At 69.3% G+C, this 14,964-nt stretch carries 17 protein-coding genes and 1 tRNA gene; 8 read left to right on the top strand and 10 right to left on the bottom strand.

Features of this window, described 5'->3' with window-relative positions:
- Position 1: 1 nt before the first annotated feature.
- From ACF1AJ_RS11940 to ACF1AJ_RS11925, 4 genes are all read right to left on the bottom strand, one after another.
- The gene (locus ACF1AJ_RS11940; RefSeq protein ID WP_391507561.1) at positions 2-139 is read right to left on the bottom strand and encodes a hypothetical protein; all 138 of its coding nucleotides are present in this window, start codon (positions 137-139) and stop codon (positions 2-4) included.
- 125 nt (positions 140-264) lie between these two features.
- Positions 265-337: transfer RNA gene (locus ACF1AJ_RS11935), tRNA-Arg, on the bottom strand.
- Between the two features lie 28 nt (positions 338-365).
- Positions 366-752, bottom strand: a complete 387-nt coding sequence (locus ACF1AJ_RS11930; RefSeq protein WP_391507560.1) for an MmcQ/YjbR family DNA-binding protein — start codon at positions 750-752, stop codon at positions 366-368.
- Positions 753-768: 16 nt separating this feature from the next.
- Positions 769-1,548: a dienelactone hydrolase family protein gene (locus ACF1AJ_RS11925; protein ID WP_391507559.1), complete on the bottom strand. Its 780-nt coding sequence runs from the start codon at positions 1,546-1,548 to the stop codon at positions 769-771.
- Between the two features lie 171 nt (positions 1,549-1,719).
- Between ACF1AJ_RS11925 and ACF1AJ_RS11920 the strand changes: the two genes are divergently transcribed.
- On the top strand, positions 1,720-2,013 hold the full coding sequence (locus ACF1AJ_RS11920; RefSeq protein ID WP_391507558.1) for a GNAT family N-acetyltransferase: 294 nt from the start codon (positions 1,720-1,722) through the stop codon (positions 2,011-2,013).
- A gap of 52 nt (positions 2,014-2,065) precedes the next feature.
- Positions 2,066-3,022: a zinc-binding dehydrogenase gene (locus ACF1AJ_RS11915; RefSeq protein ID WP_391507557.1), complete on the top strand. Its 957-nt coding sequence runs from the start codon at positions 2,066-2,068 to the stop codon at positions 3,020-3,022.
- 6 nt (positions 3,023-3,028) lie between these two features.
- On the opposite strand, the gene ACF1AJ_RS11910 is transcribed toward ACF1AJ_RS11915, so the two are convergent.
- The gene (locus ACF1AJ_RS11910) at positions 3,029-3,394 is read right to left on the bottom strand and encodes a hypothetical protein (RefSeq protein WP_018189344.1); all 366 of its coding nucleotides are present in this window, start codon (positions 3,392-3,394) and stop codon (positions 3,029-3,031) included.
- Positions 3,395-3,458: 64 nt separating this feature from the next.
- The gene (locus ACF1AJ_RS11905) at positions 3,459-3,683 is read right to left on the bottom strand and encodes a hypothetical protein (protein WP_018189345.1); all 225 of its coding nucleotides are present in this window, start codon (positions 3,681-3,683) and stop codon (positions 3,459-3,461) included.
- A 161-nt stretch (positions 3,684-3,844) separates the two neighbouring features.
- On the opposite strand from ACF1AJ_RS11905, the gene ACF1AJ_RS11900 reads away from it, so the two are divergent.
- On the top strand, positions 3,845-4,855 hold the full coding sequence (locus tag ACF1AJ_RS11900; protein WP_391507556.1) for an SDR family NAD(P)-dependent oxidoreductase: 1,011 nt from the start codon (positions 3,845-3,847) through the stop codon (positions 4,853-4,855).
- A gap of 19 nt (positions 4,856-4,874) precedes the next feature.
- On the opposite strand, the gene ACF1AJ_RS11895 is transcribed toward ACF1AJ_RS11900, so the two are convergent.
- A complete protein-coding gene (locus ACF1AJ_RS11895; protein ID WP_391507555.1) occupies positions 4,875-5,849 on the bottom strand; it encodes an SDR family NAD(P)-dependent oxidoreductase in 975 nt (324 codons plus the stop codon).
- A 136-nt stretch (positions 5,850-5,985) separates the two neighbouring features.
- On the opposite strand from ACF1AJ_RS11895, the gene ACF1AJ_RS11890 reads away from it, so the two are divergent.
- On the top strand, positions 5,986-6,501 hold the full coding sequence (locus tag ACF1AJ_RS11890; protein ID WP_391507554.1) for a DUF2231 domain-containing protein: 516 nt from the start codon (positions 5,986-5,988) through the stop codon (positions 6,499-6,501).
- Positions 6,498-8,156 (top strand): RecQ family ATP-dependent DNA helicase, encoded by a 1,659-nt coding sequence (locus tag ACF1AJ_RS11885; RefSeq protein ID WP_391507553.1) that lies wholly within the window; start codon positions 6,498-6,500, stop codon positions 8,154-8,156. Before ACF1AJ_RS11890 ends, ACF1AJ_RS11885 begins: the two co-directional genes overlap by 4 nt.
- A gap of 9 nt (positions 8,157-8,165) precedes the next feature.
- Here the strand turns inward: ACF1AJ_RS11885 and ACF1AJ_RS11880 are convergent, their stop codons facing one another.
- From ACF1AJ_RS11880 to ACF1AJ_RS11870, 3 genes are all read right to left on the bottom strand, one after another.
- Complete coding sequence (locus ACF1AJ_RS11880; protein WP_391507552.1) at positions 8,166-8,945, bottom strand: MBL fold metallo-hydrolase; 780 nt, start codon at positions 8,943-8,945, stop codon at positions 8,166-8,168.
- A gap of 124 nt (positions 8,946-9,069) precedes the next feature.
- Positions 9,070-9,192, bottom strand: coding sequence for a type B 50S ribosomal protein L36 (gene ykgO, locus ACF1AJ_RS11875; RefSeq protein ID WP_309855956.1), 123 nt, complete (start codon positions 9,190-9,192; stop codon positions 9,070-9,072).
- 71 nt (positions 9,193-9,263) lie between these two features.
- On the bottom strand, positions 9,264-10,115 hold the full coding sequence (locus tag ACF1AJ_RS11870) for a trypsin-like serine protease (protein ID WP_089880002.1): 852 nt from the start codon (positions 10,113-10,115) through the stop codon (positions 9,264-9,266).
- Positions 10,116-10,433: 318 nt separating this feature from the next.
- On the opposite strand from ACF1AJ_RS11870, the gene ACF1AJ_RS11865 reads away from it, so the two are divergent.
- The 3 genes from ACF1AJ_RS11865 to ACF1AJ_RS11855 all read left to right on the top strand — a co-directional run bounded on the left by ACF1AJ_RS11865 (position 10,434) and on the right by ACF1AJ_RS11855 (position 14,851).
- Positions 10,434-10,991, top strand: a complete 558-nt coding sequence (locus tag ACF1AJ_RS11865) for a dihydrofolate reductase family protein (RefSeq protein WP_391507551.1) — start codon at positions 10,434-10,436, stop codon at positions 10,989-10,991.
- A 145-nt stretch (positions 10,992-11,136) separates the two neighbouring features.
- Positions 11,137-12,870, top strand: coding sequence for an ABC transporter ATP-binding protein (locus ACF1AJ_RS11860; protein ID WP_391507550.1), 1,734 nt, complete (start codon positions 11,137-11,139; stop codon positions 12,868-12,870).
- 1 nt (position 12,871) lies between these two features.
- Positions 12,872-14,851 carry an ABC transporter ATP-binding protein gene (locus ACF1AJ_RS11855; RefSeq protein ID WP_391507549.1) on the top strand — a complete coding sequence of 660 codons (1,980 nt, stop codon included), beginning with the start codon at positions 12,872-12,874 and terminating at the stop codon, positions 14,849-14,851.
- Positions 14,852-14,964: the final 113 nt, after the last annotated feature.

Below are 14,964 nucleotides of genomic sequence, written 5' to 3'. Positions count from 1 at the left end.
GCTACGAGGGCTCTTCGTCCGCTTCGAGCGACTCGTCCGCATCCACGAAGTCGTCGTCGGTCTCCGTTGCCTCGGTTGCCGCCGCGGCCTGCGCCTCCGCAAGCTCGCTCGCCTCGTTCTCGTGCCGGTGCCTCGCCATGGGTTCCCCTCTCGACACCTGCATCATAGAAGCTCACCGCGACCCGCCGTCCAGGCAAACGAGAAGCCCCGGCCGTAGCCGGGGCTTCTGTACTGTCTCAACCAGTGATCTATGTAGAAACACAGTGCGCCACGAGGGATTCGAACCCCCAACCTTCTGATCCGTAGTCAGATGCTCTATCCGTTGAGCTAGTGGCGCATGACCCGCACGCGGACCGGATACGAGCTTACATGACGGCATCCAAGACCGCCAATTGACGGCGGAGGGCGACCTGGCGGTACGACGTCTCGATCAGCTCGAAGGTCTCCGCCCAGTCCCGTGCGCCCCGGTCGAGGTCGATGGCGAGCCAGCCGCTCGGGCCCCAGTACTTCGGGACGAACACCCGCTCGTCCTCACGCCAGGCCGGCTCCTCCGCGGGATCCGGCTTGAACACGAGCGTGTCCGGGCGGTCCATCGACGCCCCCAGCACGGCGAACGCACGGCCCTTCTCGCCAGCCTTCCATGATGGCCGGCCGTGGTTCATCGTCTCGACGGCCTCGGGCAGTCTCAGGCAGATGCCTCGGATGCGCTCCACCAGGGCATCGCCCTCATCGAAGAGCAGCGGATGCTCCATCAGCGTGTCCTCCCCATCACCGGAAGACCTCGTCCAAAAAGCAGACCAGCGCCCGCCAGCTGCGAGCGTCGGCGAGCGGACAATATCGGTCCGTGCCCGGAATGGTGAACGCGTGCGGCGCGCCGGAGTACGTGTTGACCTGCCAGTCGACGTGCGGGGCGCCCCGCAGTTCTTGCTGGAACGCGGCGACCGCCTCGTCGGGAACGACAGGGTCGTCGCCGCCGGTCATCACCAGGAGGGATGCGGCGATCTGGGCCGCATCGGACGGGTCGTGCGCGATCAGACCGCCGTGGAAGGAAGCGACGCCGCGCGCCGGGGCGCCCGTGCGCGCGAACTCGAGCGCGGCCGTCCCCCCGAAGCAGTAGCCGATGACGGCGAGGCGCGCGGGGTCGACGGCGGGATGCTGCTGCAGCCAGCTGAAACCGGCCGCGACCCGGGCGCGGAGCAGCGCCAAGTCGTTGTAGTACTTGCCCGCCTCTGCGGGCGCCGCGTCTCCGGCCGGACGTATGCCGGCGCCGTAGAGATCGGCGGCGAAGGCGACGTATCCGGAGCGCGCCAGCATCTGGGCGCGCATCCGCACGTTGTCGCCGACACCGTGCCAGTCGTGCAGCACCAGCACCGCCGGGCGTCGCTCGTCGGCCTGCGCGTCGCGCGCCAGGTATCCCTCGAGGGGGACGCCCGCGTGTTCGTACGCCACCGTCTCGGCCTCGATGACCGAGCGCTCACCGATCGGGACCTGCTCGAGCAGGGCCTGGAAGGCGGGGGCGAGAGCGGGCGACGGGCTGTCGTTCGTCACAGGGCGGCTCCTGGGTCGTCACGTCACGCGGACGGCAGGCGCCGTCGGCGGCCGGGTCTGCTGTGACGTGGTCGCGGAGTGCGCGCGGGAGCCCTGGGGTGCGGGTCGGGTTCCCACACCTTCACACTACCGCGGGTTCCCTCGGAGCACGACGGACGTACGATGGGCCACATGGCCACCGAGTTCAGCGATCAGGCGGATGCGAGCCGCTTCGCGATGCACGTCGACGGGGAGCTCGTCGGCGTGCTCGACTACCGCATCCTCGGCGACTCGATTTCGCTGACGCGGGCCTTCACCGTGCCTCACCACCGAGGCAAGGGGTATGCCGCGCAGCTCGTCGAGTACGCGGTGGGCGAGATCGAGAAGCGTGGGACGCTGCGGATCGTGCCGATGTGCTGGTACGTGGCCGACTGGTTCGAGGCGCACCCGGAACGCGCTGCCCTCCTGCAGCGCCGGGCCGGCTGACCGCCCGATGGCGGGAGAGGGAGGCGCGGTCCCCAGCCGTCTGGTCGCGCGGGTGTCGCGGTTCGGAGATCCGACGGCCATGGTGCTGGCCCGCGAGGCGGTGCGTCCCCCGCGGGGCAACGAGGTCGTCGTGCGGGTCACGCACGCTTCCTTGGGCGCGACGGATGTGCTGGCCAGGCGTGGCGGGTACGTGCTGCAACCGGCTCCCGGCTTCATCACGGGATACGACTTCGTCGGTGAGCTCGTCACGGAGTCGGCGGTGTCGGTCGCCCTGGGCCTGCGCGTCGGCGCCCGCGTGGTCGGCGCGCTTCCGCGGATGGGCTCTCACGCGACCTTCGTGACGGTCGCCCCGACGCTGCTCGTCGCGCTTCCCGCGGGTCTCGACCCCGCTGCGGCCGCGGCGCTCCCGCTCGACGGGGTGACCGCAGGTCACGCCCTCGCGCTCGCCGGTGCGGGGGACAGCATCCTGGTGCAGGGTGCGTCCGGAGCCGTCGGGATGCTCGCCGCACAGCTTGCCCTGCATGCCGGACGGACCGTGATCGGCACCGCCTCCGCCCGCAGCCGCGACGCGATCGCCGATCTGGGCATCCCGCTGGTCGACTACGGCGCTCCCGACTGGCCCGCCCGGGTCCGCGAGGCAGCGGGCGGCGGGGTGGATGCGGCGATCGACCACACGGGCTCGCCGCGCGTCCGTGAGGTGCTCGCGCCCGAGGGCGTACTCGTCCGCACGGGCTTCGCCGGCCGCGCCGGGCAGGAACGGGCCGACGCCGTCCGCGGATTCGCCCGGGCGGCGCGCGGCCGGTCGGAGCGCATCTGCAGCGCCCCGCTGTTCATCGCGACCCGACGCACCGCCTACCGCCGCCTCCTCGCGTCGCTCCTCGCCGACGTCGCCGGCGGAGGGTTGCGCACTGCGGAGCCGGTGGTGTTCCCGCTCTCCGAGGTCTGGGAGGCACACCGGGCCGCCGAGTCCGCGCCACCGGGGCGCAAGGTCGTCCTCGCGATGGACTGAGCCGGCTCAGAACGCGAACATCTGCCCCAGCACGACCACGGCGATGATGAAGAGCACGACGATGCCCGCGATGGTGACCACCGCGCGGGCCGAGAGGCGCGCGATCCCGAACCCGACCAGGAACGGCAGCGCCAGGCAGCCGAGCGCGAGCACCCACCAGAATGCCGCGTAGCCGCCCGCCGACGCGGACTCCAAACGCCCGCCGAACAGCTTCTGCGTCGTGGGATGCGTCGCGAACGCGATGCAGGCCGACAGCGGATACGCGATCAGCACGGCGGTGATGAGGCCGGCGAACGCCCCCCAGAGCCCCCGCTTCTCGCCCAGCTGGAGCGTCTCCTCGTGGTGCGGCCCTTGGCGGCTCTTGGTGCTCATGGCGCACAGCATAGCCAGCGGCCCGGCCACCGGGAATGCAGCAGAACGACCGGCGCTCGGAGCCTCAGAAGTCGTCGTCGGAGCCGATGACGACCGGCACGCACTCCGAGAAGCGGTACCGGATCAGCTCGGGCCACAGCGTCGAATCGCACAGGTCGAAGACATCCATCACTGCCGCTCCGCCGATGTGCGACGGCAGGCGCAACTCGAAGGGCGGTTCGCTGGTCCGTTCGAACTCGATCTCGAAGGCATCGTCGTCGCGCTCCAGCACGGCGAGAACTGTCTCCATGGTGGCCCTCCCTCGACGGATGGATCGTCTGCTCCCACCGTTACGCTCCGGCGTCGCCGTGGCAAGCCCTGGCGTACCCGGAGCCGCTCGTCCGACTGTCAGACTCTTTCTGGCACTTAGTGTCATAATCGGGCTCATAACCCGACGAGGAAGGGACGACGATGACCGAATCGAAGCCGCTGACAGCGCACAGCACCATCGGCGAATGGCTGACTGATCCGAAGGGCGCTCCGCTCATCCAGGGACTGCTGGCCCAAGCGGGCGTCGGTGAGGAGATGCTCGCGCCGGTGCGCGGCCTCCCGCTCCAGCAGCTGGTGGCGCTCAGCCAGGGACAGCTGCCGCAGTCTGTCGTCGACGACCTGGTCCTTCAGGCCAACGACGGCGTCATGCCCGAGGACGTGGAGACCGGCTGGGTCGAGAAGGTCACCCCTGGCCGCTTCGACGGCCGCACGGTGATCGTCACCGGTGCCGCGTCCGGGATCGGCCGGGCGACCGCGTCGCGCATCGCCCGCGAGGGCGGCCGCGTGATCGCCGTGGACATCTCTGCGGAGCGTCTGGACGAACTCGCGTCGAGCCTTCCGGCCGGCGCGGTCACCACCGTGGTGGGCGACATCACCAAACAGGAGGACATCGACAGCATCGTGGCCGCCGCCGGCGACCGCATCGACGCCCTGGCGAACGTCGCGGGCGTCAACGACGACTTCTCACCGGCGCATGAGACCTCCGACGCGGTGTGGGACCGCACCATCGGCATCAATCTGACCGGTGGGTTCAAGCTCACGCGCGCGGTGCTCCCCGCGATGCTGCGGGCGGGCGCCGGCTCGATCGTGAACGTGGCGTCGGAGGCCGGCCTCCGCGGGAACGCCTCCGGCACCGCGTACACCGTCTCGAAGCACGGCGTCATCGGTCTCACCCGCAGCACTGCGTTCATGTACGGTCCGCAGGGCATCCGGGTCAATGCCGTCGCGCCGGGCGGAGTGGCCACCGGCATCCCGATGCCCACGCACCCCTCGGAGGCCGGGACCGCGCGTCTGTCCCCGTTCCAGCAGCAGATCCCGACCATCGCGACCGCCGAGCAGCTGGCGGCGTCGATCACCTTCCTGCTCAGCGACGACGGCGTCAACATCAATGGCGCGGTGCTTCCGAGCGACGGCGGCTGGTCGGTCCAGTAACCGTCAGGCGGGGTTTCGATCAGCCGCGCTGGTCGCGCCTCGACCGGAGGACGTAGGCGGTGCCGGCCGTGAGAGCTGCGAGCAGCAGCACACGGCCGGTCTGCTTGCGCCGGCCGCCCCAACCGCCGGTCACACCGAGCGGAGAGCCGGACGGGCTGTTGAGGTTGCCGGTGGTCGGTGCGGCCGGTGCCTTCCGGAACTGTCCCAGCTCCGTCTGCCGGGCGATCGCCGCCTCCACCGCCTGAGGATGCCGGCGGTGCTGGCGCACCATGGCCCTGCCCGCCCCGCTGACCGTCCGTTCCGCGGCGCCCGGGCGCTTCCAGGCTGCGACGATCTGCTTCACGGCATCCGTGGGCGGGTAGACGGGTGGCAGGGCCTGCAGAGCGCGACCGGTGCGGTTGCCCGCGTGCTGGAAGATCGGGGTGTCCAGCGTGGGCGGCAGCACCGTCACCACGTGTACGGGCGACTTCGCCAGCGACAGCTCGGAACGCAGACTGCGTCCGAGAGCGATCACCGCGGCCTTCGACATCGAGTAGGCCGCGGAATACGGCTGCGGCACCTCTCCGAGGATGGATGCGACGTTGACGATGGTGCCGGAGTGCTGGCGCAGCATGACGCGCAGGGCGCTCCTGCTGCCGTTCGCGTAGCCGTGGATGTCGACGTCGAGGATGCGCTCGAACTCGGCCGGAGGCTGCTCCCAGAACACGCCGTAGCTGCTGACCGCGGCGGCGTTGATCCACACATCCAGTCGGCCATGTCTCGCGATGGCGGTGTCGACCGCGCGGTCGGCCGTCGCCCGGTCGGCCATGTCACCGGCGACCGCCACGACATCGCGTGCTCCCTTCGCCGTGCACTCGGCGACGACGTCCTGAAGGGCGGATGCGCCGCGGGCGACGAGCACCAGCTTCGCGTGACGCTTGGCGAACTCCAGGGCGGTGCCCCGGCCCAGCCCGCTGGATGCTCCGGTGATGACGACGACAGGGGATGCGCTCATGCCGCCGACGGTAGGCGCTGCGGCCGGAAGCCGTGAGGCCTTGACAGGGCCATACTCGCGCGGTGGCCGCTCGTGAAGGGTCTGCCGCGCGGCGGCCGCCGGTCCGACCATCGAAGGGAGAGAAGAAGGAGCACCCATGACCGCCAACGACAACGACAGCGGCTTCCGGCGCGCCAAGCGGCCCCGTTCCGTCATCGCCGGCCCCTACGGCCACCCGTTCCACGCGACCGTCGTCACCATCCCGATCGGCGCCTGGACGGCCGCCGTCGTGTTCGACATCGCAGCCCTGCTCGGCGCGGCGCCGGGAGCGCTGGCCACCGGCGCTCTGTGGCTCGTCGTGATCGGCATCATCGGCGGGGCGGTCGCCGCCATCTTCGGGCTTCTGGACTTCTCGCAGCTCCCGTCGGGCACGAAGGTGAAGCGCACAGCCATCTGGCATCTGATCTTCAACTCGACGGCGCTCGTCCTCTTCATCGTGAGCGCGATCGTCCGCGCGGGCGACCCCGACCATCCCAGTGTCGCGGGCTTCGTGCTGGCGCTGATCGGCATCCTCGTCGTCGGAGTCTCCGGGTTCCTCGGCGGCGAGCTCGCCTACCGTCACGGTGTCCGCGTCGCCGACGAACAGGACCAGCAGCGCGCCTACAACGCATGAGCGCGACCGGATACGGTTCTGATGTGTCGCGCATCCAGGAAGTCGCACGCGAGTCCTTCGGCTGGGAGCAGCTGCGCCCGCGGTTGACCGAGGCCATGGAGGTGCTCCTCGGCGGGGGCGATGTGCTGGCCGTCATGCCGACCGGATACGGCAAATCGTCGCTCTACCAGGTGACCGGCTCCATCCTCGACGGCGTGACGATCGTCGTGTCGCCGCTGATCTCCCTCCAGGAGGATCAGGTGCGCGCGCTCAGCGAGGCGAGGGGCGCGCCCCGTGCGGTCGCCATCAACTCCTCCGCCGGACAGCGCGAGCGCGAGCGCGACTGGGAGGCGCTGGAGTCGGGCGAGATCGGCTTCGCCTTCCTCGCGCCCGAGCAGCTCGCCAACCCGGAGGTGCGCGAGCGGCTGCGGGCCGTCGACGTCTCCCTGTTCGCGGTCGACGAGGCGCACTGCGTCTCCTCCTGGGGCCATGACTTCCGCCCCGACTACCTGCTGCTGGGCGACATCATCGACGAGCTGGGCCATCCACCGGTCGTCGCGATGACCGCGACCGGAGCGCCTCCCGTGCGCGCCGAGATCTCCGAGCGGCTCGGACTCCGCGCGCCGCGCTTGTTCGCGACCGGGTTCGACCGTCCCAACCTGCGGCTGGAGGTCGTCCGCCACGAAGAGGATGCGGCGAAGCGCGCCGCCGTCGTGGAGCAGATCCGCGAGCTGGAGGGGTCGGGGCTCGTCTATGTCGCCACCCGCAAGGACGCCGAGCTGTACGCCGACGAGCTCGAGGAGGCCGGCATCCCCGCGGCGGCCTACCACGCCGGGCTGCGCCGGGCCGAGCGCGATGATGCCTACGAGCGTTTCATGGACGGCCGCGCGCGTGTAGTCACGGCCACCAGCGCCTTCGGGATGGGCATCGACAAGCACGACGTGCGCTCGGTGGTCCACGCGTCCGTGACAGACTCCCTCGACAGCTACTACCAGGAGGCGGGACGCGCGGGCCGGGACGGCGAGCCGGCTCGGGTCACCCTCCACTACCGCCCGGAGGACTTCGCCCTCACCAAGTTCTTCTCCGGCGGGGGACCGGACGCCGACGAGCTGGCTCGCGTGTTCGGCGCGATCGCCCGTGAGCCGGGGATCACCCGGTCAGACCTGGCGGAGCGTGTGGACATCAGCGTGCGCTCGCTCGGGCGCCTCCTCGGCCTGCTCCGGGATGCGGATGTGCTCTCCGGCACCGACGACGACCTGCGCGCCGCGGACGTCAGGCCGGCAGAGGCCGCCTCGAAGGCGGTCGCCGAAGCGGAGTCGCGGCAGAGGATCGAGCACTCCCGCGCTCAGCTCATGCAGGAGTATGCCGAAACGGGAATGTGCCGTCGGCAGTTCCTTCTCGGCTACTTCGGCGAGGAGCTCCCCGAGCCCTGTGGCAACTGCGACACCTGCTCCTCCGGCAGTGCGCAGCGGTGGGCGGAGGAGCACGACGCGAACCGCGAGGACCCGTTCCCACTGTCGGCGCGTGTGCGCCACGAGACCTGGGGGCCCGGCGTCGTGATGCACACCGAGGCGGACCGGCTCACAGTGTTCTTCGACGACGCGGGCTACAAGGTCCTGTCGCTCTCCGCCGTGAAAGACGGCGGGCTGCTCGAGGTGGTCAGCCCCGCCGCCTGAGCCGCCCGCTCAGCTGCGGCCGATCGCTCGCGCCGAGGCGACCGCCGCCTCCGCGCCATCCCGCCACGGCTCGCCGTGCCCGGGAAGCAGCACGCGTGCACCCGTCCCGGCGATGACTTCGAGCGACGCGAGAGCCTGCTCCGAATCCGCCGTGGCCGCCCCCGCGACGATCTGAGCGCCCGGCACGCCCTTGTAGGGGTCGAGCGTCACGAGGGCGTCACCCGTGAGCAGCGTCTCGCGGTCGCGGAGCAACAGTCCGCAGTGCCCGAACGTGTGGCCCGGCGTGAACACCACCTCCGGATGGCCCGGCAAGTCGAGCGTCCCGGAACTCGGGAGCTCCGACACCTCCTCGACCCCCTTCACGTTCAGGGCGCCCGCTCGCAGCATCCCCACCACCGGAGGGAGCGACCGCGGGTAGAGCAGGGGATAGATGAACGGCGTGTGCTCGCGCCGGTAGCGGTAGGGATGCGCGGCCAACTCCCGGTCGCCGGCGTGGACGTATACCGGCACACCTAACTCTTCGACGGCCCTCTCTGCGAAGCCGACGTGGTCGAAGTGCCCGTGCGTGAGGACGATTCCCTGCAGATCGCGCATGCGCAGATCCAGTTCGTGCGCCGCCCGGATCAACGGCCCCCACGTGTTCGGGAACGCGGCATCCACGAGCGTCCAGGATTCGCCCTCCGCCAGCAGATAGCAGTTGGTGAAGGCGTGCTCGAGGCGGTGGACGCCCGGCACCACCTCCGGTGTGAGGCGCGGTGCGCCCAAGCGGCGCCCACCGCTGAGAGTCATGGACCGGTTCACGAAGCCCTCCCGTCGATCTGCTCCGTGTCTACGCGTCCCCACGAGGACCGGGCAGGGCTTGACACGACGAAGGGCGCAGGGTCCGTGACCCTGCGCCCTCCTTCCGCGCCGCTCAGCCCTGGCGGGCCTTCATGCGCGGGTTCTTCTTATTGATGATGAACGTGCGGCCCCGGCGACGCACCACCTGAGCGCCGGGCATCGCCTTGAGCGAGCTCACCGAGTTGCGTACCTTCATGACGGACCTCCCTTGTTGAAATCTATTCTCAATAACAATGGAGGACCGCGGTTTATTCGCGGGTCGGACGATCAGATCCCGAATGTGGCCAGCCAGGAGTCGACCACCGGGATGTCCAGGCGCTGGTAGCCGCCGAGGTAGCGGCAGTTGTCGGTGTAGCCGTAGCTCGTCACCGCGACCAGTTGGTCACCGAGGAACACCGGGCCGCCCGAGTCGCCGAAGCAGGTCCCGCCGGTTCCGCGGGTGTCGTTCGGATTGCCGTTGGTCTGCAGAATCTGCGGGGTCAGCTTCTGGCCCGGCATGTCCACATAGCGACGGATGAGGGGATAGCTCATCGGCTGCGGCTTCTGCGGCCCGGACTCCGGCTTGCGCACCTCTGTTCCGTAGCCGACCGCGGTGAACAGCGTCTTCGACAGGTTGCTCGTCTTGATCGCGTCGAGCGTGCCCACGGGCGCGATCTGCGGGTAGCCGGACCCGAACGAGGCCACGGGCTGGTCGAGCACGATGACGCCGACGTCGTTCCAGTTCGCGGTGTCCGTGAAGTCCGAGTAGTCCGGATGCGTGTACGCCGTTCCGGAGTAGTAGCCGGCCGCGGTGATCTCTGCCGCGGTGAATCCGGCGGTGGGGTCGGCGGCGACCGGGAACGGAGCGGGCGGCTGCTCCGCGATCACGGAGTCGAACGTGACGAGCGTCTTGCCCAGCGTTCCGGAGGTGCAGTGCGCGGCGGTCACGACCACCGTCGGCGACACCAGTGTCGCCGAGCACCGGAAGCGCCCGTCGGCGTCGTAGAACAGGATCAGGCCGACGTCAGGATGCTTGTTCCCGTCGGCGACTCCTCCCGTGCTGGCGACGGCGGGTGTGCCGACGGCCAGTCCGGCGAATGCGGCCAACGCGATGGCGGCGGCCAGGATTCTCTTACGCATGGATCCCCCTTTGGATCGGTAGCGGTTCAGTCCTCCGAGTATGCACAACCCCCGGTCGGGGGCCAAGGCTCCATATGTGGAGGATGTTCGCTCGAAACCACTTCGATGAGCCGCGTCACGATCAGGAGGTGGCCCGCGTCTTCATGGGTGAAGGGTTCGGGCGAACGGGCCGGACCCCTTCAGGCGATGTGGCGGGGAGTACGGGAACTGTCCCGCCGCATCGCCCCCACGCGCCGTCGAACCGATGATCGGGTGCGCCGCGGCCGTTCCGCGATAAGGCGTCACCCCCTATGCTGTTCCGGGGGAAAGGGGAATCTGATGGGCGCGATCGCAGTGCACGAGTTCGTGTCGCTGGACGGCGTGTTCGAAGATCCGAGCTGGACGTTCGAGTTCGGATTCGATCCCGACATGGGCGACGACATCGGCCGCATCACGCGGGCGTCGGACGCGATCCTGCTCGGCAGGCGCACGTTCGAGATGTTCGCACCCGCGTGGTCCCCCCGCACCGCCGATGACGATCCGGGCGCGCCGTTCTTCAACGACAGCCCCAAGGGCGTCGTCAGCTCGACCCTGGACGACCAGACCGCGGAGCGCACCTGGCGCAACTCGCGGTCGCTCGGCGCGTACGATGCCGAGCGCATCCGGGCCTTCGCCGATGAGTTCAGCGGCGGGGTGTACATCAGCGGGTCCGGCTCGCTCGTGCGCGCCCTGCTGGCCGACGGACTCGTCGACTCGCTCCATCTGTTCGTCTATCCACTGGTCCGTGGGACGGGCGCACGCCTGTTCCCCGAGGGAAGCGCGCCCGCTAAGCTGCGGCTGCGTCACCACGACGCCTACGACAACGGCGTCCTGCACCTCCACTACACGGCCGCCTGACACCGCCCGCGAACGACCGCTCCACTGCGGGCGCCGGACCGACTTCCTCAATTGAGGCCGCTCATCGTCCGCAATTGCCGTTAGCCTCGCTCGTGGCGGGGCTGCTCCGCCATCACATCCATACACAGCACACCCGGGAATCACTGTGACTCTGCTTCGTCTCTCACTCCGTTTCGTGCGCCCCTATTGGCGCGCGGTGACCGCGGTCGTGGTCCTTCAGCTGATCGCGACCATGGCCGCCCTCTACCTTCCGACCCTGAACGCCCAGATCATCGACAAGGGTGTCGTCACCGGCGACACCGACTTCATCTGGCGCACCGGCGGCATGATGCTCGTCGTCTGCTTCATCCAGGTCATCGCCGCCGTGACGGCAACCTACTTCGGGGCACGCGCCTCGATGTCCGCGGGCAAGGACATCCGGCGCTCCTTCTACCGCAAGGTGGATGCGCTGCCGTCGCTCGACCTCGCCCGTTGGGGGATGCCGACGCTCATCACGCGCAACACGAACGACGTCCAGCAGGTGCAGATGCTCCTGCTGATGACGTTCAACTTCATGGTGTCCACCCCGATCATGTGCATCGCGGGAATCATCTTCGCGGTGCAGGTCGACGCCGGGCTCTCCTGGCTGATCTGGGTCTCGGTCGCCGTGCTGTTCATCGTCGTCGGCGTCCTCGTCTCGCTCCTGCTGCCGATGTTCCGCATCATGCAGGAGCGCATCGACGGCGTGAACGGCGTCATCCGCGAGCAGATCGTCGGCATCCGCGTCATCCGCGCGTTCGTCCGCGAGCGCTTCGAGACGAAGCGGTACGACGACGCCAACGCGGCCCTCACGCGTATCTCGGTCAAGGTCGGAAACGTCTTCGTGCTGATGTTCCCGATCATCATGCTCATCCTCAACGCGGCGACCGTCGCCGTGCTCTGGTTCGGTGGTCACCGGGTCGACGCCGGCGACATCCAGATCGGGGCGCTGACCGCCTTCCTGCAGTACCTCCTGCAGATCCTGGTCGCGGTCATGATGGGCGTGTTCATGGCCATGATGATCCCGCGCGCGATGGTCTGCGCGGAGCGCATCGAGGAGGTGCTCGGCGCGACGCCCAGCACCGCTCAGGCTCAGGCCGACGCCGACGAGGTCCCGACGAGCGGCCGGGTCGAGGTGCAGGATGTCACCTTCGGCTACCCGGGCGCCGAGAAGCCGGTGCTCAGCGACGTGACCTTCACGGCCGAGCCGGGAGAGGTGACCGCGATCGTCGGCTCCACCGGTTCCGGCAAGACCACGCTGGTCTCGGTGATCGCCAACCTGTTCACTCCGCAGAGCGGCCACGTGCGCATCGGCGGCGTCGCCGTCGACGCGCTCACCCGCAAGCAGATCGCCGGCGTGCTCGGGCTGGTGCCGCAGCGGCCGTACCTCTTCTCCGGAACGATCGCCTCCAACCTGCGCTTCGGGCGTCCGGATGCGACCGACGAGGAGCTCTGGGAGGCGCTGCGCGTGGCCCAGGCCGAGGACTTCGTCCGCGCGAAGGAGCACGGGCTCGACGAGCGCATCTCCCAGGGCGGCACGAACGTCTCCGGCGGACAGCGCCAGCGACTGTGCATCGCCCGCGCGCTCGTCGCCCAGCCGAAGGTGTACCTCTTCGACGACTCGTTCTCGGCGCTCGACGTCGCGACCGACGCCCGCCTGCGGCGCGCGCTCGCCGAATCCATCGGAGACGCGGCGATGATCGTCGTCGCACAGCGCGTCTCCACGATCCGCGAAGCCGACACGATCATCGTCATGGACGACGGGCGGGTCGTCGGACGCGGCACCCACGACGAACTGCTGGAGACCAACGAGACGTACCGCCAGATCGTCGAGTCGCAGCTGAGCCTGGAGGTGGCCTGAGATGGCACGGACCACAGAACGCAAGAAGCGCGGCGGACGCCCCGAGGAGGGGCAGAACCCGACCGCGAAGGACATCGTCCTCGACGAGCTCGAAGAGGAATACGACTTCACGCCCACCGAGGCGGACGGCGACATGTTCGGGGGAGCGCCGGCGAAGAAGGCCGAGAACTTCTGGCCGTCGTTCAAGCGGCTCATGGGACTCCTCAAGCCCGAGTGGCTCGGGATGGCCTGGGTCACGCTGCTCACCGTCGTGTCGGTCGTGCTCGTCGTGATCGCGCCCAAGATCCTCGGTGACGCCACCAACGTCATCTTCAACGGCATCTACGTCACGAAGCAGGGCATCGACTTCACGGAGCTCGGGCGCCTCCTGCTCATCGTGCTCACGATGTACCTGGTCGCGTCACTGCTGCAGTGGTGGCAGGGCTACCTGCTCAACGCCCTGGTCATGCGCGTGGTCTACGGGCTGCGCAAGGACGTCGAGACGAAGCTCAACCGCCTGCCGCTGAGCTACTTCGACACCCGGCAGCGCGGCGACCTGATGTCGCGCGTGACCAACGACGTCGACAACATCCAGACGGCACTGCAGCAGGCGTTCTCGCAGCTGATCCAGTCCGTGCTGATGGTCATCGGCATCGGGATCATGATGTTCATCGTGTCGTGGCAGCTCGCGCTGATCGCGCTGATCTCCATCCCGCTCTCCGGCGTGATCGCGGGGGTGATCGGCTCGCGCTCGCAGAAGCTGTTCACCGCGCAGTGGGCCTCCACCGGTTCGCTCAACGGGCACATCGAGGAGTCCTACTCCGGGCTCGACCTGGTGCGCGCCTTCGGCCGCGACGAGGTCATGCTCGGCGAGTTCGACGAGCGCAACTCGAAGCTGCACCGGGCGCAGGTCGGCGCGCAGTTCGTCTCGGGCAGCATCATGCCGGCGATGAACTTCGTCTCCTACCTCTCGTACGTGCTCATCGCTGTCGTCGGCGGCCTGATGGTCGCCGGGCGCACGCTGACCATCGGCGACGCGACCGCGTTCATCCAGTACTCCCGTGAGTTCTCGCAGCCGATCGGGCAGATCGCCGGCATGGCCAACATGCTGCAGTCGGGTGTCGCCTCGGCCGAGCGGACCTTCGAGTTCCTCGACTCGGAGGAGCAGATGCCCGAGACGCCGACCCAGCACCTTCCGGAGCGTGCCGACGGCCGCGTGGAGCTCGACAAGGTGGAGTTCTCGTACGACCCCGAGACGCCGCTCATCCAAGACCTGTCGCTCAGCGTCCAGCCGGGGAGCACGGTCGCGATCGTCGGTCCGACAGGCGCGGGCAAGACCACGCTCGTCAACCTGATCATGCGCTTCTACGAGCTCAACGGCGGCACGATCCGTCTCGACGGCATCGACACCACACACCTGTCGCGGGATGAACTCCGCGGCCAGGTCGGCATGGTGCTGCAGGACGCCTGGCTGTTCTCGGGGACCATCCGCGAGAACATCCGGTACGGGCGCCTCGAGGCGACCGACGACGAGGTGATCGAGGCGGCGAAGGCCACCATGGTCGACCGCTTCGTCCGGCAGCTGCCCGACGGCTACGACACGGTGATCGACGCCGAGGGCGGCAACGTCTCGGCCGGTGAGCGCCAGCTCATCACCATCGCCCGGGCGTTCATCGCCAACCCGTCGCTGCTCATCCTCGACGAGGCGACCTCCTCGGTCGACACCCGGACCGAGCTGCTCGTCCAGCACGCGATGGCGGCGCTGCGCACCGACCGGACCTCGTTCGTCATCGCGCACCGCCTGTCCACCATCCGCGACGCGCACACCATCCTCGTGATGGAGCACGGCCGGATCGTCGAGCAGGGCGACCACGCAACGCTTCTCGAGCGGCGCGGGGCGTACTACGACCTGTACATGACGCAGTTCCGCGGCGACGACGCGGGGGCCGAGGTCGACCAGCAGGATGAGGCAGGCGTGCCCGAAGAGGTCGCCGCCCCGTAAGGGTGGCGCGCGGACCGCCTAGCGGGGTTGGGGCGGTCCGCACGCCGGACACCAGTGAACAACCACCGCGGCACCGGGTCACTCTCGTTGACACCGGTGCCGCGGCGTGCGGC

The sequence above is a fragment of the Leifsonia sp. NPDC014704 genome (assembly GCF_043083605.1).
In the GTDB taxonomy this organism is placed as follows: domain Bacteria; phylum Actinomycetota; class Actinomycetes; order Actinomycetales; family Microbacteriaceae; genus Leifsonia.
The sequence above is the reverse complement of the archived record's forward strand: the minus strand, read 5'-3'. Positions and strand labels throughout refer to the sequence as shown.